The following is a 21705-nucleotide window of genomic DNA, read 5'->3' on the forward strand; positions in this document are numbered from 1 at the left end:
GGCGGTGAGTCGGCCTGACAGGTGAAGGCCTCCGGTTGTGAAGTGGAGCTGTCTAGTGCACCGCTTCACCAACCTGGAGGCCTTCGTGTCCCACGTTAACGCGACTTTGACTCCACGCACCCGGCTGCGCCTGGCACGTTTGATTGTCGATCAGGGCTGGACGTACTCCGCGGCGGCGAAGATGTTCATGGTCGCGGCTAAGACGGCCCGCAAGTGGGCCAACCGTTACCGGGCCGAAGGAGTCGCCGGGATGGCCGACCGCAGCTCGCGGCCGCGGTGCAGCCCGGCCAAGACCTCCACACAGCTGACGCGCCAGATCGTGGGTTTGCGGTGGCGACAGCGGCTCGGCCCGGTCCAGATCGCCGGCCGGCTCGGCGTACCTGCCTCGACCGTGCACGCCGTACTGGTCCGGTGCCGGATCAATCGGCTGTCCCACATCGACCGCGTCACCGGTGAACCCCTGCGCCGCTACGAACACGACCACCCCGGCTCGCTGATCCATGTCGACGTCACCAAGTTCGGCAACGTCCCCGACGGCGGCGGCTGGCGCTACGTCGGCAAACAGCAAGGCGACAAGAACAAGTCCGCAACGTCTCGGCGGACCGGCCAGTGGAGCCCCGACCGGCACGCCCGAACCGGCGTCAGTTACCTGCACACCGTCCTCGACGACCACTCACGCGTGGCCTACGTCGAGATCTGCACCGACGAGAAAGCCGCCACCGCGATCGGCGTCCTGCGACGTGCGGTGGCCTGGTTCGCCGACCGAGGCATCACCGTCGAACGAGTCCTGTCCGACAACGGAGCCGCCTACCGCTCCCACGCCTGGCGCGACACCTGCGCCGAGCTCGGGATCACCCCGAAACGCACCCGGCCCTACCGGCCACAAACCAACGGCAAGGTCGAACGCTTCCACCGCACCCTGGCCGACGGCTGGGCCTACGCCCGCTTCTACACCTCAGAAACCCACCGCCGAACCGCCCTCCCCGGCTGGCTCCACTTCTACAATCACCACCGACCCCACTCCGCCATCTCAGGCCAGCCGCCCATCACCCGACTGACCAACCTCCCTGGACATCACAGCTAGCTGACCGGGACGACGCGGCGCCAGCCTTCGCTGACGAGGGTCGGCTTCATGCCGACGGACAGGTAGAGGTCGAGGGCCGGGGTCGGGTTGCTGGTGTCCACGTCGAGGATGGTGCCGGCCCGGCCCTCGGCCGCGTCACTCGCGAAGGCGTCCCGCAGCAGGAACTTCGCCAGACCGCGCCCGCGGAAGTCCTCGAGTACGCCGAGAATGCGGATGTAGCCGCAGTTGTCGGTCTCGACGTAGTCGTCGTCGCACAGGCGGATCGCGACCGCGCGCCCGTCGATCTCGAGCAGGGTGATCTGGGACCAGTCGAACGTCGACGTCGCATCGAGGTACTCGATCCACTCCTCGTGCGGGCGGACGACGTAGCCGAACTGACCGCGAAGGCTTTCGATGATGACCTCGTGAGCAGTCCGGCGGGTGGCGTCGTCGAAGGCTCCGCTCCGGACCACAACGCCGGCCGGCGGGGTCGGGGTGGCGACCGGGGCGGTGTGATCGATCCGCATCCGGTGGTACGTCGTACTCGCGGTGAAGTCGTGGTCGGACAGCAGTGCGCGCTGTGCTTCGTCGGCGCGATAGATGTCGGTGTCGACGGTGATCTCGGTGTGGCCGCTCTCGCGTCCCATCTCGTTGGCGCGTCGCATGGTCCGCTCGAACAGCCAGTCCGCGACCGCCGCCTGCTGCGACCACACCTGAATCCCGACGACCTGACGATCGCCTTTGCCGAACGTGGTGCCATACCCCACCGGCAAACTGTCCCCGGCAAGCACCAGGAAGCCGTCGGTCCCGCGCTCGAAGCCCGGTTCGACGATGCGGTCGGCAACCTCCTCGACCGTCCCGTCCGCGAATCCGATCAAGCGCGTGTTGTAGGCCGCAAGCATCTCGAACAGTGCCTCGGCGTCGGTCGGCTCAGGTGCCCGGACGGTGTAGCCGTCCGGTAGTACGGCGGTGGTATCCACACCTCACAGTGGTCGCATGCCACCCCGTAGTCCAGCGCCAAGGGCGACCCGTTCAGTGGACCGAGCAGTGCAGGAAAGCGTGCGCTAGTTGTCGCCACCGCCGTGACCGCCGCCGTGTCCGCCTCCGTCGAAGCCGCCGTGTCCGCCACCGTCGTGACCGCCGTGACCACCTCCACCATGACCGCCGGCGTCGTGCCCGCCGCTGCCCCAGGTGTCGCCCCAACTGCTGTGACCGCCTGACTGGCCGTCGAATCCGGAGATCACGATGAAACTGGCGCCTTCTCCGCCACTGGCGAAGTAGCCCTGCCCGTACGGCGCGAACGCCCGGCCGGCCTCCCAGTACGGGACCTGGCGGGAGCCGAGTTGCACATAGCGGATCTCCGGCTGCTCACCGACACCGACACGAGCGGCGTCCTGGGCACACGCCGGCACGGTGCGAGTCCCATGCCCGGGCCGGGTCCACACCACGTCGGTGGTCGACGGACCATGCTGCGGATTGAAGAAACACGGGACTCGCCGCACACGTACGGCGACGCCGGCCACCCGAGCGCGGACACAGGTGATCGCATACCGCCCGGTGGCCAACGTGTCGGTGATCGTGCTGATCGAGTCGGCCGTGCGCAGCCCGTCGACCGCCAATTGGGCGGAGTCGTACGCATCGAGCGCGGCCTGGTAATCGCGCCGGGTCGCGGCATCGAGTTCACGTCCGGCGACATCCACACCGAGCCGGGACAATTCCTCCCCGAGCAGCGTGACGTCCTCGTCGGCGGCCTTCTTGATCTGGCCCACGTCGGCCGCATCAGCACGCCGCGCAGCCAAGCGATCCCACACCTGCCGCGCGCCGAGCGCAATTCCCCCACCAACCACCACGAACAGCAACCACTCCATCTGCTGACGGTACGCCCGAATCGCTGCGGCGGCGGTCGACAGACCTGCCTGGTCAGATCAGGAGAGTTGCAGGCTGCGGAGCATCGCCTCGAATTCGGCAAAGAATTGGGCCGCATTGGCGTCGTCTTGCTGCGTCCGTGCCCAGGCGATCAGGGTCCTGCCGTCGAGGTCGACGACTGCGATCCGGAGCGCGACGTCGGGTTGCAGGCCGAAGCAGACCTCTACCGGGGTGGTGGCGGCTGGGCAGCCCAGCGTGCCGTCGAGTGCTCGGGTAGTGGTGCCGGTCATGAGCGTCGCCTCTTGGCCGTTGACGGTCGTCGTGGTCCGGTCGACGAAGGTCGCCCCGGCATCCACCAGGCCGCTGAGGTAGCTGGGGTAGTCCTTGGGCGCGGGCTGCGGAGTTGTGCCGTCCGGGTAGTAGACCGCGACCGGACGAAGGAATCTGACGCCGTTGTTGCCGGTGACCGCACCCCAGCTGACCAGGTTCTTCGTGTCCTCGCTGGGCTGCGGTTTGAGCGAAGCGGGCACAGTCACTGTGAATGGCACCGAAAATGCCTGGCTGGTGAAATTCGGGGAACTCGGCACCGGCGCCGGCGTCACGGTGGGCGACGGGTCGTTCACATCACAGGCGTTCGAAAGTGCCGCAACGGCGATCAGTGAAACGATCCATCGAATTCGGCTGCCCATATTCTTGCTCCTTCGCCGCACGCTGCCGGCTAATTACCCCGCGCATATTCGAGGACGCCGCGCTGCTCCGACGGTGCGCCTGATTTCCGGGGATCGCCAGGGGTGAGGGCGCATTACCATACGCGCGGTCCAGGTGTTGGAAGGTTTCGGGGTTTGAGAGGTGGCGGGATCAGGTAGGTGGTGCAACGGTGGTTTTGGGGGGAATCATGAGAAAGACATCTTCACTTTTCTGGGTAGCGGCGCTGGGATTCGCGCTGATTGCGACCGGAGCGGCCTGCAGTGGCAGTTCGTCGGAGCCTGAGACCATCGAAAACTCCGGACCGGTGTCGTTGAAAATCGGCACGTCTGATGACGATTCGCGGCCGGGTGGCCAGGCGGTCGAGCAGTTTGTCGAACAGGTCAGGACGTTGTCGGGTGGGAAGCTCCTCGTCTACCCGGTCTGGGAGGCAGCGGGCGAAGGGGTCCAGCAGTGGGACCAGGCGGTCGCACGGATGGTCAAGGACAAGAAGCTCGACCTGGCCATGATCCCCAGTCGCGCCTGGGACACCGAAGGCGTCACCACGTTGCGCGCGCTGAACGCACCGTTCCTGGTGACGTCGGATGCGCTCGCCGACAAGATCGTCACCAGCAAGGAACTGTCGGACCAGATGATGGCGGGCCTCGACAAGGCCGGCGCCACCGGGCTCGCGTTGATGCCCGAGAGTCTGCGGCATCCGTTCGGCTTCCAGCACGCGCTGGCCAGTCCGACGGCCTTCCAGGGTCAAGGAATCCGGACGGCGAAATCAGACCTCGGTGACGCGACCATCCGTGCGCTTGGCGGAAAGCCGGACGACGCGGCCGGCGACGCGTTCGGGGCCGGCATCAGAGCCGGCACCTTGGCCGGAGCCGAGTCCGGATTCGTCATCTCCGACGGTCTCCCACTCCCTGGTACCGCGGCCGCGAACGTCACCTTCAGCACGAAGGTCAACACGCTGGTCGCCAACTCCGATGTCCTCGGTGGGCTGTCGGCGGCGAACCGCGACATCCTGCAGAAAGCAGCCGCGGCGACCCGTGAGTGGGCTCTCGTTCACCGAGCCACCGAAGCCGCGAACGCGGCCGCCTACTGCAACCGCGGCGGCAAGATCGTCAACGCGACAACGGCTGACCTGCGGGCCTTCGAGCAGGCCGAACAGCCGGTGTACGCCGAGTTGGAGCAGGACGCGAGTACGAAGGAGATGATCGGCCGGATCCGGACGCTGAAGTCATCCGTGCAGGTCCCCGCTACCGGCGTCGCCGCCCTGTGCTGACGGGAGGGATGCGCTGAGGGCGTCGAGGATGAGGTTGAGGCCGAAGTCGAACTCGTCGGCGAAGTCGTAGCTGGTTTTGAAGTAGTAGCCGGTGGCCATCTCGACGAGGTGGGGGTAGTCGCCGGAGGTGAAGTGCTCCATGATCGACTCCGCGACCGGCGCCACGGTGTCAGGGCCTTCGAACGGGAGGCCGGCTTCCTGGAGTGCGAAGCCGTAGGTGTAGCTGTCGATCAGGGCATAGGCGTGCGCGGTCATCTCCAACGAGAAGCCCGCCGCGCGCAGGGTGGCCAGGACCGCGTCGTGGTGGCGCAGTGTCGCCGGGCCTGGGGCAGTCCGAGACTCCATCAACCCGATCGCCCAGCGATGCCGCCGCAGCACCTGACGGGCGGACGCAGCGCGCCGGCGCAGTTCCGAGCGCCAGTCGCCGCCGGGTGACGGCAGGTCGATCTCGCCGAAGACCACGTCGACGATGCCGTCGAGGATCGCCTCCTTGCCGGCGACGTGGTAGTAGACCGACATCGGTTTCGCGCCGAGCTCCTGGGCGAGCGAGCGGATCGTGAGTGCCCCGAGCCCGCCGGCGTCGGCCACCCCGACGGCGGCGTTCAGCACCCGCTCCCGGCTGAGCCGCTGGCGTCCCCGTGGTGCGTCGCTGGTGCGCACGGACTTTTCCACCCCCGGACCATAGCAGTTTCGTACAAAGTACGATACGTTGGTCGTACTTAGTACGAAAGGCCATCGGCGCTGGGGGCTCCGAGATCCGGCACACGCTCCGAGATCCAGCACACCAGGGGGAACCACCATGGCCATCACGACCACGATCACGATGCGGGCGATCGTGCAGGACAGGTACGGCGAAGCCGACGTACTGCACGTCGGACGGATCGCCCGGCCCGAACCGGCCGCGAACGAGGTACTCGTCCACATGCACGCCGCCGGCCTCGACCGCGGCACCTGGCACGTCATGACGGGCAAGCCATACCTCCTCCGGCTCGCGTTCGGGTTCCGCGGCCCGCGGAACCCCGTGCCCGGACGCGATGTCGCCGGCACGGTCGAGGCCGTCGGCCCTGCGGTGACCAAGTTCTCCGTCGGCGACGAGGTGTACGGCGTCGCACCCGGCTCGTTCGCCGAGTACGCCGTCGCCCGCGAGGACAAGCTCGCCCCCAAGCCGGCCAATCTCTCCTTCGAACAGGCCGCGGTGGTGCCGGTCTCCGCGCTCACCGCCCTGGATGCGTTGACCACCGGCCGGGTCCAGGCCGGCCAGCACGTCCTGGTCATCGGCGCATCTGGTGGCGTCGGCAGCTACGCCGTACAGCTGGCCAAGGCTTCGGGGGCGGAAGTGACCGGCGTCGCCAGCACCGCCAAGCTGGACCTGGTCCGGGCGCTCGGCGCCGATCACGTCATCGACTACACACGCGACGACTTCGCCGAGACCGGCAATCACTACGACCTGATCATCGACATCGCCGGCAACCCCAAGGTCTCGAGGCTCCGGCGTGCGCTGACGCCCACCGGGACGGCCGTCATCACCGGTGGTGAGGAGGGCGGCAGCCTGAGCGGCGGTATGAACCGGCAGTTCCGCGCACTGGCCCTGTCGCTGTTCGTGCGCCAGCGCCTGACCTTCTTCGTCAACAAGGAACGCGGCAGCGACCTCGAGCGGCTCACCCCCCTCATCGAGGCCGGCAAGGTCACCCCGAGCCTCGACCGGACCTACCCGCTCGACCAGGTCCCGGACGCGATGCGCCACCTGACCTCCGGCCAGACCCGCGGCAAGATCGCCATCACCGGCCTGTCCGCATGATCACCGTCGAGCGACTCACGAAGAAGTACGGCGCCACCCTCGCGGTCGACGACGTCAGCTTCACCGCAGCCGCGGGCCGGGTGACCGGATTCCTCGGCCCGAACGGCGCCGGCAAGTCGACCACGATGCGGATCATGGTCGGGCTCACCCGGGCCACGTCCGGAACCGCCACGATCGACGGGCGGAGGTTCGCGGACCTGCCCAACCCGGGACTCGAGGTGGGCGTCCTGCTCGACGCGTCCGCGCAGCACGCCGGTCGCACCGGCCGCGAGATCCTGACCCTGGCCCAGCGCCTGATGAGCCTGCCGCGCACCCGGGTCGAGGAGATGCTGGCCGCGGTCAGCCTGACCCCGGACGAAGCCTCCCGGCGGGTGGGGGAGTACTCCCTCGGCATGCGGCAACGGCTCGGCATCGCGACCGCCCTGATCGGCGACCCGGAAGTGCTGATCCTCGACGAGCCCGCGAACGGACTCGACCCGGCCGGCATCCGCTGGATGCGTGACCTGCTCCGCGGGTACGCCGACCGCGGCGGAACCGTGTTGCTGTCCTCGCACCTGCTCCACGAGATCGAGGTCATCGCCGACGACATCGTCATGATCGGCCACGGCCGGATCGTCTCCCAAGGCACCAAGACCGAACTGCTGCACGCGGCCGGCACCATCGTTCGCGCCGTGGACCTGGCCCGCCTCGAGCAGGCTCTGACGGACTGGGGACTGACCGCGAGCCCGACCGGCGACGGCGCGCTGCGGACCGACGCGGACGCCGCGCTCGTCGGGACGGTGGCGCTCGAGTCGGGGATCGCCCTCACCGAACTGCGGGCCGCCGAAGGCGCCGGCCTGGAGGAAATGTTCCTCGAGCTCACCTCCACGACCCAGCGCGAAGGAGCACCGGCATGACTGCCGTCGCAGTAGAAGCCGTCCGGCCGCGCCGAGCCGTGGTCCAGCCGGTCCCGCTGACCCGCATCATCGCCGTCGAGCTCCGCAAGATGTTCGACACCCGATCCGGTTTCTGGCTGATCGCCAGCATCGCGATCACCGCCGTACTGGCCGCCGCCGGCGTCATCCTGTTCGCCGCGGAGGACCAACTCACCTACTCCACCTTCGCGACCGCGATCCGCTTCCCGGTGGTGATCATCCTGCCGCTGGTCGCGATCCTGGCCGTCACCAGCGAATGGAGCCAGCGCACCGGCCTGACCACCTTCACGCTGACCCCGCATCGCGGCCGGATCATCACCGCCAAGGCGATCTCGTCGGTCGTCATCGCGATCGCGGCGATGGCACTGACGTTCGCGGTCGGGGCCCTCGGCAACCTGTTGGGCGCCGCCGTCACCGGCGCCACGCTGGTATGGGACGTGACGATCACCCAATGCCTGTACTACGTCCTCGGGATGGTCCTGAGCCTGCTGATCGGCTTCATGCTGGGCGTCCTGATCCGGGCGTCGATCGGGGCGGTGGTGGCGTACTTCGTCCTCACCTTCCTGCTGCCGACGATCTTCAGCCTGCTGGCCGCCGGCTCGCAGTGGTTCCACGACCTGCAGCCCTGGGTCGACATCCAGTTCGCGCAGAGCGGCCTGTTCGTCTTCGACAAGTCGCTGACCGGCGAGCAGTGGGCCAACATCGCCGTCACCGGTATCGTCTGGCTTGTCATCCCGCTGCTGATCGGGCTCCGGATGGTGATGCGAGCAGAGGTCAAGTAGGCAGATGACACCTGACCACGAGGGTCCGATGGCCGGCCGGACGGTGCTGGTCACCGGCGGCACCGGCGGTATCGGGAAGGCGACCGCCGCCGGCCTCGCCATCCTCGGCGCCCGCGTCGCGATCACCGGCCGCGACCGCGGGCGCGCCGAGGCTGCCGCAGACGAGATCCGTACGGCGACCGGCGCGCAGGTGGACGTGTTCGTCGCGGACCTGTCCTCGCAGGCAGAAGTACGGCGGATGGCCGCAGAAGTACTCGCGGATGGCGCCCGCATCGACGTGCTGGTCAACAACGTCGGCGGCTACTGGAACACCCGGCACGTCACCGCCGACGGGCTCGAGCGCACCTTCGCCGTCAACCATCTGGCACCGTTCCTGCTCACCCAGCTGCTGCTGGAGCGGCTCGGGGAGAGCGGGACGGCCCGCGTGGTCACGGTGTCCTCGAACGCACACACCACCGGGCGCCTCGACTTCGAGGACTTGCAGGGGGAGCGGTCCTACTCCGGCGAACGCGCTTACAGTCAGTCGAAGCTCGCCAACGTTCTGTTCACCTACGAGCTCGCCAGGCGGCTGCAGGGAACCTCGATCACCACCAACGCGCTGCATCCCGGCGTGGTGCGCACCGCCTTCGGTGCCGAGGATCCCAGCGGCGTGCAGCGAGTGCTCGTTCCGGTTCTGCGGCCGTTCCTGAAGTCTCCGGCGCGGGGTGCCGCCACCTCGATTCACCTGGCGTCGGCACCAGGTCTCGCGCAGGTGTCCGGAAAGTACTTCGTCAACGGCAAGCCCAGGGCGTCCTCGGCACGTAGCTACGACGAGGCGGCCGCGCGGCGGCTCTGGGAGATCAGCGAGGAGCTGGTCGCGGGCTGACCGGGCTCGGGCGTGAGCCGGCGGGATAAGGTCCCGTCTCATGGAGGATTCCGATGTGGTCGGGGCGGATCTTCATCTGGATCTGGCCGCGGCACGGGGTCGCAACGAGCTGGTCCGGGCCTTGCACGACTCGATCCGCAGCGGGCGGTTGCCGGCGGGGACGCGGTTGCCGTCGTCGCGGTCGCTCGCGCGCGATCTGGGGATCGCCCGCAACACAGTCGCCGACGCGTACGGGCAATTGGTCGCCGAGGGCTGGCTGACCGCACGCCAGGGGTCCGGCACGGTCGTCGCGAACCGCGTCAGCACGCCGGCGGTCGCCGTACCGACGTTGCCCGAGGCAAGGAGTTTCCGGTACGACCTGACGCCGGGGTCGCCCGATGTGTCGACGTTTCCACGGGGTGAGTGGCTGGCCGCGGCACGGAAGGCGTTGCCCGCGGCGCCGAACGAGGCGTTCGGGCTGGGCGATCCGCGCGGCCGGATCGAGTTGCGCCGGGTGCTCGCCGACTACCTGGCCCGGGCGCGTGGGGTGCGGGCAGATCCGGAGCGGATCCTGATCTGCTCGGGGTATGTGCAGGCACTGAGTCTGCTCAGCGAGGCCGTCAAGACCCAGGGCGGTACGACGATCGCGGTGGAGGAGTTCGGGTACGGCCTGCACCGGGACGTGATCCGGGCGCGCGGGCTCGAACCCGTGCCGGTGCCGGTGGACGAGCTGGGTGCGCTGGTGTCGGAGCTGTCCGGTCAAGGTGTGCTGCTGACGCCGGCCCACCAGATGCCCACGGGCGTGCCGCTCGCGCCTGAGCGTCGTACGGCGGCGGTCGAATGGGCCCGCGAGTCCGGGGCGGTGCTGATCGAGGACGACTACGACGGGGAGTTCCGCTACGACCGGCAGGCGGTGGGGGCGTTGCAGGCGCTGGATCCCGAGCGGGTCGCGTACACGGGTACCGCGAGCAAGAGTCTCGCACCCGGCCTTCGGCTCGCCTGGATGGTGCTGCCGCAGCGGCTGATCGAGCCGGTGATCGCGGCCAAACGGACCGCGGACTACCAGACCGCGACGCTCGACCAGCTGACGCTGGCGGAATTCATTGCCTCCGGCCACTACGACCGGCACGTCCGGCGCTCACGCCTGCACTATCGCCGGCGTCGGGACCGCCTGGTCGAACTGCTCGCGGTCCGCGCCCCGGAGGTCAAGGTCGCCGGTATCTCGGCCGGCCTGCACGTCCTCCTCGACGTACCGGGCGACGCCGAGGACATCGTCGCCCGCGCCGCCCGCCAGGGCCTCGGCCTCGCCAGCCTCAGCAGGTATCACTTCGACCCGACCCCGGCCACCCGCCAAGCCGTCATCGTCGGCTACGGCACCCCACCCGACCACGCCTACCCCGGCGCCCTCGACCTCCTCTGCCAGGTCCTAGGAGTGTGACCATGCCTGCTGATGCGTCATCACCGATCCACAACCGGATCGGCGCAGTCTTCGTCCACGTCACCGACATGCAGCGGGCGATCGCCTGGTACAGCACGCTCCTCGGCGTGCCGCAGTCGGTGACGAGCCATGAAGGACTGATCTACGACGTCCCGATGGACGGTCCGACCGGGCTCACCCTCGACGGTCATGCGCATGCCCGTGGTGCCCTTCAGCCGGGCGGACCGCTGCTGATGCTGCACGCCGACGACATCCACGCGGCGCACGCCTTCGCCGGCGAGCACGCACGGGAGGTCGGACCGGTGGAGGACATCGGCAGCGTGAGCGTCTTCCACCTCGCCGATCCGGACAGGAACAGGCTCATCATCTACGCGGAGAACCGACCAGGCGACACCAGCTAGTGTGTCGCGTCAAGGAACGTTGGGGTCGTAACCGTGCCGCGCTGACCGGTTCGGCGGTGCCAGTCGGCCCGTGACGACCATGCCCCCGAAACTACTGCCGACCCGCCACCTCCCCTTTGAGGGGTCAACCCTTTGGCGTGTGGGTTGCGGAGCCATAATCTGCCTCCGCAACCCACCACCTGCGGGGTCGACCCCTCAAACGTCGCAGGGCGCAGCCCCGCCCGGGGGTCGCCGACCCGGACGGTCGCGGCTCTCGGCCGCGGACGGTGGCTGGGGGTGTGCAAGGTCGACAGGAGGTGTCCGCCCTGGCGCAGGCCTGGCCGGCCGGGGTCAGGCGTGAATGGCACGCCCGACCAACGCCCCGGACCGACACCTCCTGTCGAGCTTGCACACCAACCTGGCTTGACGCGGCACTAGCTTCGACCGATAGCGCGGGCCATGGCGCGGATGTCCGCTGGGCCGACCCGGCAACAGCCGCCGATATACTCCGCTCCCGCTCGCCGCCAACCGAGGGAGAGGGTGGTGAGGTCGCGTCCGGCGGTCGGGGTGGTGGCCCACCGGTGGGTTGTGGCGTCCCAGGACTCGCCGCTGTTTGGGTAGGCGATCGCCGGCCTCCCCGTGACTGCGACAGCCGTCTCCACTGCGTGCTGCACGTCCTCCGGCCGGCAGCAGTTGATGCCTATGGCAACCACCTGGTCGATCGCGGCGATCGCGAAGGCGTCCTCGAGTGGTTGGCCGGCGCGCGTGGACGAGCCCTCGATGGAGTACGAGAACCAGGCCGGGAAGTCCATTTCGGCCAGCAACTCCACCAGCACCTCGGCCTCGTCCGTATCCGGGATCGTCTCGACCGCGAGCAGATCCGGCCCGGCGCTGATCAGCAGCTCCAGCCGCGGTCCGTGGAAGTCACGAAGGACGGAAGCCGGTACGCCGTACCGACCGCGATACTCCGAGCCGTCCGCCAGCATCGCGCCGTACGGCCCGACCGACGCGGCAACCAACCGCCCGCCGCCGCCCAGCTCGTCTCGTACGTCGCGGGCGATACGCACGCTGCTTGCGATCAGCCGCTCGGCCTCACCCCGCGATACCCCGGCGCGCTCGAAGCCGATCACACTCGCCTGATAGCTGGCGGTTGTCGCCACCATCGCCCCGGCTTCGTAGTACGCCCGATGCACCGCGGCAATCTCCTCCGGCGCGTCCTTCAGCAACCGCGCCGACCACAACGCGTCGGACAGATCATGCCCGCGATCCTCGAGCGCGTTCGAGAGGCCGCCGTCGAGGACGACCGGGTGATCAGACGCTTTGGACAAGGTCGAAGACCTCGTCGGCGCAGCCCCAGGAGAGGGTGACGCCGGAGCCGCCGTGGCCGTAGCAGTGGATAACAGGCTCGCCGGTGCGGGTGCGGACGAGCTCGCAGCGGATCGTCGGGCGGGCGGGGCGGAGCCCGACGCGCTGCCGGAGGATCTTCGCCTTGCGGAGTTGCGGGACGAGTTCGGCGGCGCGGGCGAGGATCTGGTCGGTGGTCTCGGGGTCGACGGCCATGGTCCAGTCGCCGGGCTGGCTGGTGCCGCCGACGACCACGTCGTTCTCGCGGGGGATGACGTAGGTGAGGTCGTGGGGAGGGCGATCCGCGATCAGCCACTCGGACAGACCACACTGCTCGACCGTCATCACCTGACCGCGGACCGGCGTCACGGTCGGGTCGGCGGCGGTCAGCCGGGCGCCGAGGCCGGTGCAGTTCACCACCAGGTCGGCCGAGGTCGGCAGCGCGGACAGCGCCGAGCGCGTCAGCGTCCCACCGGCCTGCTCGAGCCGCTTCACGAGCGCCTGCAGATAGACCGGCATCTCGATCACCGGCGCCGTGAACGACCACCCGTCCACGAACCCGGCCGGCGGCGACGGCACCCGGGCCAGATCAGGAAGTACGTCGGCCCAGCGCGGATCCGGCGTCCGTTCCTCCAGGAACTCGCGCCCGTGCCGCATCCGCACCGACGGCTCGAGCTCGGCCAGCTTCGCGAACTCCTCGTACGCCGTCCTGGACCAGGCGGCGACGCGATCCTCGGGAGCCGACAGGTACGGGTACCAGATCGCGGCCGCCACCGCCGACGTCGTCTCCAACGGCAGGTCGCGGGCGAACACGGCCACGTCGTACCCACCCTCGGCGAGCCGGACGGCACAACTCAGCCCGATCACGCCCGCACCCACCACGATCACGCGCATCTACAGATTGTTACCCGCTGACCGCGATCACGCCACCGGTTGCCTCCGGCATCAGTGCAGCTCGACCGCCAGCGAGTAGAACCGGGTGATCTGGGTGGCACCGTTGTTGTCGTCCGACAGCAGGTACAGCTGCCGCCGCCCACCCGGCAGATAACCACCGAGCGCGAGGCCTTCCACGTTGTCCAGCAACGGGTTGGGCTGCGGTTGCTTGGCGACCGCGCCCGACGGCGGGCAGTTGACCAGGTCGAACAGCAGCTGCTTCTGCAGGAAGACCCGCTCAGGAGCATCAGCCAGCGAGGCCCGGGACGTCACATCGGCCGCCCGGCGCAGCGACACCGTGAACACCCGGATGGTGTTGCCGACACCCGGTGTGAATGTGCGCTCCATCGATACCAGTTCGTCCCGGTTCACCCAGGCGAGCTCGACCAGCGCGAGCCCCGGGTCCGGCTTGTAGGCGTACTGCGCGACCGGCCGGTACGCGTGGCCGGGCAGACCGGCGTACCGGATGATGCGGTTGCGCGTGCGGCCGTCGGCGTCCGTGCCGTCGGGTGCGAGCGGACCCTCCATCCCGGCGAACAGCGACAGCCCGTCGCCACTGACCGCGAGCGACTCGAAGGTCGCGTTGGACGTCGCCTCGCCGGCCGGCGCGACCTGGAAGCGGGACGGGACCGGCAGCGACGCGATCTCCCGGCCGTCGGACAGCCGGAAGCGGCGGATCGACGGCTCGCGCTCGGAGGTCGCCAGGATGGTCCGATCGCCCCGCTCGACGACCAGGCCCTCACCGTCGAAGTCGGCACCGTTGTACGGCGTCCCGTCCGGTCGGCGCAGGATCGTCATCTCGTCGACGCTCACCGACGTCGGCCTGCTGTTGACCTTGAGATCGAACACTCGCGCCGGCGTGGTCGCGACGTTGTCCACCAGCGCCACCGCACTGTGCCGGCCGGTGGCGCTCAACAGCGGGTGAACATCAGCGCACCAGACAGGGCCGCTTCGGGTCGAAGGCCCAGTCGTCGATCAAGTACTGCATCGCGACCGCGTCGTCCCGCGCGCCGAGTCCGTGCTGCAGATATAGCTCGTGCGCCACGGCCAGCGCGTCGCGATCGAGTTCGACGCCGAGACCAGGACGGGCCGGTACGGCGATCTCGCCGCCGACGATCTGCAGTGGCTCCTTGGTCAACGACTGTCCGTCCTGCCAGATCCAGTGCGTGTCGAGCGCGGTGATGTCGCCCGGCGCGGCCGCGCCGACCTGGGTGAACATCGCGAGCGAGATGTCGAAATGGTTGTTCGAGTGCGACCCCCACGTCAGCCCGAAGTCGTGGCACAACTGCGCGACCCGCACCGACCCGGCCATCGTCCAGAAGTGCGGATCGGCCAGCGGGATGTCCACCGCGTCGACCCGGATGGCGTGCGCCAGTTCGCGCCAATCGGTCGCGATCATGTTCGTCGCCGTCCGCAACCCGGTCGCTCGCCGGAACTCGGCCATCGTCTCCCGCCCGGAGAACCCCGCCTCGGCGCCACACGGATCCTCGGCATACGCGAGTACGTCGTGCAGCCCCGAGCACACCGCGATCGCCTCGCGCACCAGCCAGGCGCCGTTCGGATCGATCGTGATCCGCGCGGATGGGAACCGCTCCGCCAGCGCGCGCACCGCGTCGATCTCGACGTGGGCGTCGAAGACCCCGCCCTTCAGCTTGAAGTCCGCGAACCCGTACCGCTCCTGCGCCGCCTCAGCCAGCGCCACCACCGCCTCCGGTGTCAACGTCGGCTGTCGCCGTAGCCGCGACCAGCGATCGCCGAAGCCGTCATCGGTCAGATACGGCAGCTCCGTGCGCCCCGGATCGCCGACATAGAAGAGATAGCCGAGCACTGGCACGGCGGACCGCTGCTGCCCGTCGCCGAGCAGCTCAGCCACCGGTACGCCGAGATGCTGCCCGAGCAAGTCGAGCATTGCCGACTCGAGTCCGGTCACCGCGTGGACCGTCGTACGGAGGTCGAACGTCTGCAGACCGCGGCCACCAGAGTCGCGGTCGGCGAATGCGCGGCCAACGTTGCGCAGTAGCTGGCGGTAGCGCGCGATCTCCTGGCCTGTCACCAACCCCGCGGCCTCGCGGATGGTCGACGCGATCTTCTCGCCGCCCGGTACCTCGCCGAGCCCGGTGTTGCCCGAGCTGTCGGTCACGATCACGACGTTGCGGGTGAAGAACGGGCCGTGCGCGCCGCTCAGGTTGAGCAGCATGCTGTCGTACCCGGCGACCGGCACGACCTCGACCGACGTGATGGTCGGCGTCACTGGATCTTGCCGATCAGATCGGTCAGCTGGGCGAGCTCCTCGGTGGTCAGGTCCTGCAGCGGCGGCCGGACCGGGCCCGCGCTGCGCCCGATCGCGGTGAGGCCGGCCTTGACGATCGAGACGGCGTACCCCTTCATCCGGTCGCGGATGTCGAGGTAAGGGATGACGAACTCGTTCAGCTTGCGGTAGACCGACTCCCGGTCCTGCGCGACGACGTCGGCGTAGAAGCCGAGCGCGAACTCGGGGACGAAGTTGAAGATCGCCGACGAGTACGTGCTGACGCCGAGCTGCAGCAGCGGCAACGCGAACGTCTCGGCCGTCGGCAGGCCGCCGATGTACGTGAGCCGGTCGCCGACGCGGGCGTAGGTGCGGGTCATCAGCTCGATGTTGCCGACGCCGTCCTTGAGGCAGACCAGGTTCGCGTTCCGGTCGGCGAGTTCGGCGACGGTGACATCGGTCAGGATCGCGTTCGCCCGGCTGTAGACGGTGACTCCGAGGCTGGTACTGCGACAGACCGCCGACACGTGCTCGCTCAGACCACGCTGACCGGCTTCGGTCAGGTACGGCGGGAGCAGCAAGACCCCATCAGCGCCGGCGGCCTCGGCAGCCTGCGCTTGCTCGATCGCGGTCGCCGTACCGCCGGTGGCGGGTGCGATCACCGGGACCCGGCCGTTCACCTCGGACACCGCCGTACGGACGACCTTGTCGATCTCCGCCGGGGTCAGGGAGAAGCCCTCGCCCGTGCCGCCCGCGGCGAACAGCCCGGCGACGTCGTACTGGCTCAGCCAGGAGAGGTGCTCGCGGTAGCCGGCCTCGTCGAAGCTCAGGTCAGGAGTGAAATGCGTGACCGGAAAGGACAGCAGTCCGGTCTTGAGCTGGGCAGCCAGTTCGGCGGGGGAGTAGTGGGTCACGCTCGTGAGCCTAGGAAGCATTCTGAATACCTGTCCAAGTTCGTTTTTGGATCTATCGATGCTCTGTGGGCATCGCGAGGCGGTGGCGGGTGTTCGCCAGGTGCACCCGCGCCGCGGCGCGGGCCGCTTCGGGGTCGGAGCGGGCGATCGCGGCGTGGATATTCTCGTGCTCGTGCACGACGCGGGTCAGATGGTCGGGGTCCGACATCTCGTACGCCGGGTCCAGCCGGGTTCGCGGCAACAGGATCATCATCGGCCCGAGCGACCCGATCAGGTCGGAGTAGAACCGGTTCCCGGCCGCGGCCGCGACCTTCAGATGGAACGCGAAGTCCGCCTCCACCGAGCGGCTCGGGTCGTCCCCGATCCGCCGGAAGTCGGCCAGCGCCCGCTCGATCCCCAGCAGCTGATGCTCGGTACGCCGTACCGCCGCCAGGCCCGCCGCCTCACTCTCCACGCCGATCCGGAAGTCCATCAACTCCAGCACGTCCTGATGCGACCGAACCTCCCGCAACCCAGAGGTCCGCTCCGGCACCTCCAGGACGAACGACCCGCGTCCCTGGAACGTCTCCACCAACCCGGCGGCCTGCAGTCGCGAGACAGCCTCCCGCACCACCGTCCGGCTGACGCCGAACTCCTCGACCAAGCTGTTCTCGGCCGGCAACTTGTCGCCGGGCGCGATCTCTCCGCTGAGGATGCGCCGCTTCAGCTCCTCGACCAGCTCGTAGGCCAGCCCTCGTCCACTCATCGGGTGCCGAACTCACACGCGTCGACCGTCCACGCCGCGCACTGCTCGCTCGTGGTGAAGCCGAGGCCCGGGCGGTCGGGCACGAGCATGCGGCCGTCCAGCGTCTGCAGCCGCTCGTTGAACAAGGGATTCAGCCACTCGAAGTGCTCGACCCACGGTTCGCGCGGATAGGCCGCGGCCAGGTGCAGATGGATCTCCATCGCGAAGTGCGGAGCGAGTTGGAGACCATGATGATCGGCCAGCGTCGCCAGCTTCAGGAACGGCGTGATGCCGCCGATGCGCGGCGCGTCCGGCTGGATGATGTCGGCGGCCCGGGCCTCGATCAACCGGACGTGTTCGCCGACGCTCGACAGCATCTCGCCGGTCGCGATCGGCGTGTCCAAGGCCGCGGCCAGCTCGGCGTGCCCCTCCGCGTCGTACGCGTCGAGCGGCTCCTCGATCCAGACCAGGCCGAACTGCTCCAGCACGCGGCCGAACCGCAGTGCCGTCGTCCGATCCCACTGCTGGTTCGCATCCACCATCAGCGGTACGCCGTCGCCGAGGTGCTCGCGGACCGCGCGGACCCGCTCGAGGTCGATCCGCGTGTCCGGCTGCCCGACCTTGATCTTGATCCCGCCGATGCCGTCCGCCAGCGACTTCGACGCGCGCTCCTTGACCTCCTCGATCGGCGCGTGCAGGAACCCACCGGACGTGTTGTACGCCCGCACCGAGTCGCGATGCGCCCCGAGCAACTTGGCCAGCGGCAGACCGGCACGCTTCGCCTTCAGATCCCAGAGCGCGATGTCGATCGCCGCGATCGCCTGCGTCGCCACCCCGGACCGCCCGACCGACGCGCCCGCCCACAGCAACTTGTCGTACACCTTCGCGATGTCCGACGGGTCCTCGCCGATCAGCCCGCCCGCGACTTCCTTCGCATGCGCGTACTGCGCCGGACCACCGGCCCGCTTCGAGTAGCTGAACCCGATCCCGTGCTGCTCCTGCGCGGTCGCGATCTCCGCGAACAGGAACACGATCTCGGTCATCGGCCGCTGCCGGCCGGTCAGCACCTTGGCGTCGCTGACCGGCTGGTCGAGCGGCAGAATGACGGAGGACAGCCGGACGTGGCGGATGTGGTCCATTTGAGTGATCATACAAGTAATCAGCTTGTACGACGACTAGCTGTTTGACGGTCTCGTAACACCAGGGAACCAGCCCGGAAACACACGCCGGAGAAGGTCTGTCGCATGGCCGAATTCGACGTGGAGAGTCTGTTCCGCTCGCTCGACACCGACCGGGCGAACGTGGTCTGGAAGTGGAAGCTGCTCGAGGAGCTGAAGCAGGCCGGTCTCCGTGCCGACGACCCGCGCGTCGAGCGCGCCGTGAGGTCGACAGTGGACTCCGGTGCGCCGTTCGAGCCCGGTCAGCCGGAGTGGCTCGACTTCGAGCAGTTCCGGCAAGTGGTCCGGGAGCCGGTGATCTGGCGTGCGTTGCAAGGGCAGCTGTCGATGCGGCCGGACGAGTTCGCCGAGTTCACCCAAGGGGTCGAGCGGATCTACGCCGAGCTCCTGGACGAGCGGTCCGGCGAGGTCGCGCAGTACATCCCGACCCTGCGCAACGCGGACCCGGAACGGTTCGGGATCGCGGTCTGCACGGGGGACGGTCAGGTCTTCCAGATCGGCGACGCGAACGTCGGTTTCAGTGTGCAGTCGACGTCGAAGCCGTTCAGCTACGCGATGGCGCTCGAGCAGCTCGGCGCCGCCGACGTGCACCGCTGGGTCGGTCAGGAGCAGAGCGGCGGGACCTTCAACGACCCGAGGCTGTCGCTGGACGCGGCCGGCAAGCCGCAGAACCCGATGATCAACGCCGGCGCGATGGCGACCCTCGCGCTGGTCGAGCCCGACCTGGACGTGTCCGAGCGGTTCGCCAAGGTCGAGCAGACCTGGGCCCGGATGATGGGCGCGCCCCCCGGTTTCGACCACCGGACCTTCCTGGCCGAGCGCGACACCGGCCACGGCAACCGCGGCCTGGCCAACCTGATGGCCGCGAAGGACATGCTGAACGTGGACCCGAAGGACCGGGACGCGCCGCAGAAGGCGGCCGAGTTCTACTTCGCGGTCTGCTCGCTCGAGGTCGACGCCCAGCGCCTCGCGGCGGCCGGAGCCACGCTGGCCAACGGCGGCGTCGCGCCGTACTCGGGTGAGCGGGTGTTCTCCCAGGAGACCGCGGGGCGGGTGCTGTCCGTGATGGGACACAGCGGGATGTACAACGACTCCGGGCAGTTCGCCGGCCAGGTCGGGCTGCCGGCGAAGTCCGGCGTCTCGGGCAACGTCATGCTGGTGGTGCCGGAGAAGCGTCTCGCGGTCGTCACGTTCTCGCCGCGGCTGGACGAGGCGGGCAACTCGGTCCGCGGCGTCGAGGTCTGCAAGCGGCTGGTCAACGAATTCGGCCTGCACCCGTACCAAAGCCTCGGCGCCGAGCGGGCGCGGGAGGCGGGGACGGACGCGATGCGGCGGGCGTTCGGAGGAGTGACGAGGCCGGGTGGCGGACCTGCGGGCCATCACAATGCAGCGGCCCCCGCCACGGCGAGCGTGACGAGGGCCAGCGGGCTGCAGTTGTGATGGCCTGGCGGTCCGGGCCTTACTCGACCGTCACCGACTTGGCCAGGTTGCGGGGCTTGTCGACATCGTGGCCGAGGGCAACGGCCGCGTAGTACGCGATGATCTGCAGCGGGATGGTGAGCAGGATCGGGTCCAGCTCGGGCTCGTTCTTCGGTACGACGATCTTCGCCGCGACCCCGTCCGGAACGTCGACGCCCGGGTGGGTGACGACGTACAGCGGACCGGAGCGGGCGCCGATCTCGTGCAGCGCACCGATGTTGCGGTCGAGCAACTCGTCGTCCGGGACGATCGCGACACTCGGCACGTCCGGCGAGATCAGCGCGAGCGGGCCGTGCTTGAGCTCGGAGGTCTGGTACGCCTCGGCGTGCCGGTAGGAGATCTCCTTCAGCTTCTGCGCACCCTCGCGGGCGACCGGGTAGCCGCGGGTCCGGCCGACGAAGAACAGGCTCTCGTGCCGGGCGAGCCGGCCGGCGATCTTGGCCAGCTCCTCCTCCTGGGCGACGATCGACTGGATGTGCTCGGGCAGCTTCTTCAGGCCCTCGATCAGCCGGCGGCCGTCGGCGGGGGAGACGTCGCGGATCCGGCCCAGGTGAATGCCGAGCATCGCGAACGCGACCGCCATGTTGGTCAGCGCCTTCGTCGACGCGACCGAGACCTCCGGGCCCGCGTGCAGATAGACACCGCCGTCGACCTCCCGGGCGATGCTCGAGCCGACCGCGTTCACCAGGCCGATCACGCGACCGCCCTTGCGCTTCAGCTCCTGCACCGCGACCAGGGTGTCCAGCGTCTCGCCGGACTGGCTGACCGCGATGTAGAGGGTGTCGCGCTCGACGACCGGGTTGCGGTAGCGGAATTCCGAGGCCGGCTCGGCGTCGGCGGGGATCCGCGCGACCTCCTCGATGAACTGGGCACCCATCTGGCCGGCGTAGTACGCCGAACCGCAGCCGAGGATCTTGACCCGCTTGATCTCCCGCGCCTCGCGGGCGTCCATGTTCAGGCCGCCCAGGTGGACGGTGTGGAAGCGCTCGTCGAGGCGGCCGCGGATGGCCCGGCCGACCGCGTCCGGCTGCTCGTGGATCTCCTTCATCATGAAGTGCTCGTGCAGGCCGCGCTCGTACTCGTCGGCCTCCCACTCGACCGTCTTGGCGGTCTTGGTGGTCGGGGCGGCGTCCTGCGTGAAGGTGCGGTAGCCGTCGGCGCGGACGGTGGCCATCTCGCCGTCGTCCAGGTACACGACCTGGCGGGTGTAGCGGATCAGCGCGGCCGCGTCGGAGGCGACGTGCATCTCGCCGTCGCCGATCCCGAGGATCAGCGGGCTGCCGTTGCGGGCGACCACGATCCGGTCCGGGAAGTCCAGGTCGATCACGGCGATGCCGTAGGTGCCCTCGATCCGGCGCAGGGCGGCCATCACCTTCTCTTCGAGGGTGGCGCCCTCGGACTGCTCGATCAGGTGCGCGAGCACCTCGGTGTCGGTCTCCGAGCGCAGCTTGACGCCCGCGTCCTCTAGCTGGGCGCGGAGCGCGCCGGCGTTGTCGAAGATGCCGTTGTGCACGACCGCGATCCGCTCGTTGCCACTGGCGTGCGGGTGTGCGTTGTCCTTGCTCGGACCGCCGTGGGTGGCCCACCGGGTGTGGCCGATGCCCAGCTTGCCGCCGAACCGCTTCGGCAGTGACGCCTCCAGCTCACGCACCCGGCCGGCGTCCTTGTGCACCTTCAGCTCGCTGGACCCCAGCACGGCGACCCCCGCTGAGTCGTACCCGCGGTACTCCAGCCGGGCCAGTCCGTCCACCAGGATGGGCGCGGCCGGCTTGGTGCCGACGTACCCGACGATTCCGCACATGTAGTGGTGCCTTTCGAAGGTTGG

At 69.0% G+C, this 21705-nt stretch carries 22 protein-coding genes; 10 read left to right on the forward strand and 12 right to left on the reverse strand.

From position 1 onward, the window contains the following. Nucleotides 1-85: 85 nt before the first annotated feature. A complete protein-coding gene (locus tag OG876_RS25635) occupies nucleotides 86-1084 on the forward strand; it encodes an IS481 family transposase (RefSeq protein WP_328526953.1) in 999 nt (332 codons plus the stop codon). On the opposite strand, the gene OG876_RS25640 is transcribed toward OG876_RS25635, so the two are convergent. The 3 genes from OG876_RS25640 to OG876_RS25650 form a co-directional block, all read right to left on the reverse strand. Further along, a complete protein-coding gene (locus OG876_RS25640) occupies nucleotides 1081-2043 on the reverse strand; it encodes a GNAT family N-acetyltransferase (protein WP_328519183.1) in 963 nt (320 codons plus the stop codon). The two genes, OG876_RS25635 and OG876_RS25640, sit on opposite strands and share 4 nt — an antisense overlap. An 84-nt stretch (nucleotides 2044-2127) precedes the next feature. Next, nucleotides 2128-2931 carry a hypothetical protein gene (locus OG876_RS25645; RefSeq protein ID WP_328519184.1) on the reverse strand — a complete coding sequence of 268 codons (804 nt, stop codon included), beginning with the start codon at nucleotides 2929-2931 and terminating at the stop codon, nucleotides 2128-2130. A 57-nt stretch (nucleotides 2932-2988) separates the two neighbouring features. Then, the gene (locus tag OG876_RS25650; RefSeq protein ID WP_328519185.1) at nucleotides 2989-3477 is read right to left on the reverse strand and encodes a hypothetical protein; all 489 of its coding nucleotides are present in this window, start codon (nucleotides 3475-3477) and stop codon (nucleotides 2989-2991) included. Between OG876_RS25650 and OG876_RS25655 the strand changes: the two genes are divergently transcribed. After that, on the forward strand, nucleotides 3467-3724 hold the full coding sequence (locus tag OG876_RS25655) for a hypothetical protein (RefSeq protein WP_328519186.1): 258 nt from the start codon (nucleotides 3467-3469) through the stop codon (nucleotides 3722-3724). The genes OG876_RS25650 and OG876_RS25655 overlap by 11 nt on opposite strands. A 217-nt stretch (nucleotides 3725-3941) precedes the next feature. Further along, the gene (locus tag OG876_RS25660) at nucleotides 3942-4904 is read left to right on the forward strand and encodes a TRAP transporter substrate-binding protein (RefSeq protein WP_328519187.1); all 963 of its coding nucleotides are present in this window, start codon (nucleotides 3942-3944) and stop codon (nucleotides 4902-4904) included. On the opposite strand, the gene OG876_RS25665 is transcribed toward OG876_RS25660, so the two are convergent. Beyond that, nucleotides 4860-5576: a TetR/AcrR family transcriptional regulator gene (locus OG876_RS25665; RefSeq protein ID WP_328519188.1), complete on the reverse strand. Its 717-nt coding sequence runs from the start codon at nucleotides 5574-5576 to the stop codon at nucleotides 4860-4862. The two genes, OG876_RS25660 and OG876_RS25665, sit on opposite strands and share 45 nt — an antisense overlap. Before the next feature lie 127 nt (nucleotides 5577-5703). Here OG876_RS25665 and OG876_RS25670 point away from each other — a divergent pair, with 127 nt between their 5' ends. From OG876_RS25670 to OG876_RS25695, 6 genes are read left to right on the forward strand one after another with little or no spacing between them, the layout of a single operon-like run. Beyond that, nucleotides 5704-6702 (forward strand): NAD(P)-dependent alcohol dehydrogenase, encoded by a 999-nt coding sequence (locus OG876_RS25670; RefSeq protein WP_328519189.1) that lies wholly within the window; start codon nucleotides 5704-5706, stop codon nucleotides 6700-6702. Continuing rightward, a complete protein-coding gene (locus OG876_RS25675; RefSeq protein WP_328519190.1) occupies nucleotides 6699-7598 on the forward strand; it encodes an ABC transporter ATP-binding protein in 900 nt (299 codons plus the stop codon). Before OG876_RS25670 ends, OG876_RS25675 begins: the two co-directional genes overlap by 4 nt. After that, nucleotides 7595-8398 (forward strand): ABC transporter permease, encoded by an 804-nt coding sequence (locus OG876_RS25680; RefSeq protein ID WP_328519191.1) that lies wholly within the window; start codon nucleotides 7595-7597, stop codon nucleotides 8396-8398. Before OG876_RS25675 ends, OG876_RS25680 begins: the two co-directional genes overlap by 4 nt. A gap of 4 nt (nucleotides 8399-8402) precedes the next feature. Next, nucleotides 8403-9263 (forward strand): SDR family oxidoreductase, encoded by an 861-nt coding sequence (locus tag OG876_RS25685; protein ID WP_328519192.1) that lies wholly within the window; start codon nucleotides 8403-8405, stop codon nucleotides 9261-9263. 40 nt (nucleotides 9264-9303) lie between these two features. Next, nucleotides 9304-10680 (forward strand): MocR-like pyridoxine biosynthesis transcription factor PdxR, encoded by a 1377-nt coding sequence (pdxR, locus tag OG876_RS25690; RefSeq protein ID WP_328519193.1) that lies wholly within the window; start codon nucleotides 9304-9306, stop codon nucleotides 10678-10680. 2 nt (nucleotides 10681-10682) lie between these two features. After that, complete coding sequence (locus tag OG876_RS25695; protein ID WP_328519194.1) at nucleotides 10683-11081, forward strand: VOC family protein; 399 nt, start codon at nucleotides 10683-10685, stop codon at nucleotides 11079-11081. Between the two features lie 413 nt (nucleotides 11082-11494). On the opposite strand, the gene mmuM is transcribed toward OG876_RS25695, so the two are convergent. From mmuM to OG876_RS25730, 7 genes are read right to left on the reverse strand one after another with little or no spacing between them, the layout of a single operon-like run. Further along, complete coding sequence (gene mmuM, locus OG876_RS25700; protein ID WP_328519195.1) at nucleotides 11495-12388, reverse strand: homocysteine S-methyltransferase; 894 nt, start codon at nucleotides 12386-12388, stop codon at nucleotides 11495-11497. Beyond that, on the reverse strand, nucleotides 12372-13298 hold the full coding sequence (locus OG876_RS25705; RefSeq protein WP_328519196.1) for an FAD-dependent oxidoreductase: 927 nt from the start codon (nucleotides 13296-13298) through the stop codon (nucleotides 12372-12374). The genes mmuM and OG876_RS25705 overlap by 17 nt, the downstream gene beginning before the upstream one ends. 51 nt (nucleotides 13299-13349) lie before the next feature. Next, nucleotides 13350-14252 carry an esterase-like activity of phytase family protein gene (locus OG876_RS25710; protein WP_328519197.1) on the reverse strand — a complete coding sequence of 301 codons (903 nt, stop codon included), beginning with the start codon at nucleotides 14250-14252 and terminating at the stop codon, nucleotides 13350-13352. 13 nt (nucleotides 14253-14265) lie between these two features. After that, on the reverse strand, nucleotides 14266-15588 hold the full coding sequence (locus OG876_RS25715) for an enolase C-terminal domain-like protein (protein WP_328519198.1): 1323 nt from the start codon (nucleotides 15586-15588) through the stop codon (nucleotides 14266-14268). Beyond that, complete coding sequence (kdgD, locus tag OG876_RS25720; protein ID WP_328519199.1) at nucleotides 15585-16499, reverse strand: 5-dehydro-4-deoxyglucarate dehydratase; 915 nt, start codon at nucleotides 16497-16499, stop codon at nucleotides 15585-15587. Before kdgD ends, OG876_RS25715 begins: the two co-directional genes overlap by 4 nt. A 52-nt stretch (nucleotides 16500-16551) precedes the next feature. After that, complete coding sequence (locus OG876_RS25725; protein WP_328519200.1) at nucleotides 16552-17244, reverse strand: FadR/GntR family transcriptional regulator; 693 nt, start codon at nucleotides 17242-17244, stop codon at nucleotides 16552-16554. Continuing rightward, nucleotides 17241-18362, reverse strand: a complete 1122-nt coding sequence (locus tag OG876_RS25730) for an L-talarate/galactarate dehydratase (RefSeq protein ID WP_328519201.1) — start codon at nucleotides 18360-18362, stop codon at nucleotides 17241-17243. Before OG876_RS25730 ends, OG876_RS25725 begins: the two co-directional genes overlap by 4 nt. A 105-nt stretch (nucleotides 18363-18467) precedes the next feature. Here OG876_RS25730 and glsA point away from each other — a divergent pair, with 105 nt between their 5' ends. Then, on the forward strand, nucleotides 18468-19841 hold the full coding sequence (glsA, locus tag OG876_RS25735) for a glutaminase A (RefSeq protein WP_328519202.1): 1374 nt from the start codon (nucleotides 18468-18470) through the stop codon (nucleotides 19839-19841). Between the two features lie 19 nt (nucleotides 19842-19860). On the opposite strand, the gene glmS is transcribed toward glsA, so the two are convergent. Continuing rightward, complete coding sequence (gene glmS, locus OG876_RS25740; RefSeq protein ID WP_328519203.1) at nucleotides 19861-21681, reverse strand: glutamine--fructose-6-phosphate transaminase (isomerizing); 1821 nt, start codon at nucleotides 21679-21681, stop codon at nucleotides 19861-19863. Nucleotides 21682-21705: the final 24 nt, after the last annotated feature.

Source organism: Kribbella sp. NBC_00359 (assembly GCF_036097425.1).
Taxonomy (GTDB): domain Bacteria; phylum Actinomycetota; class Actinomycetes; order Propionibacteriales; family Kribbellaceae; genus Kribbella.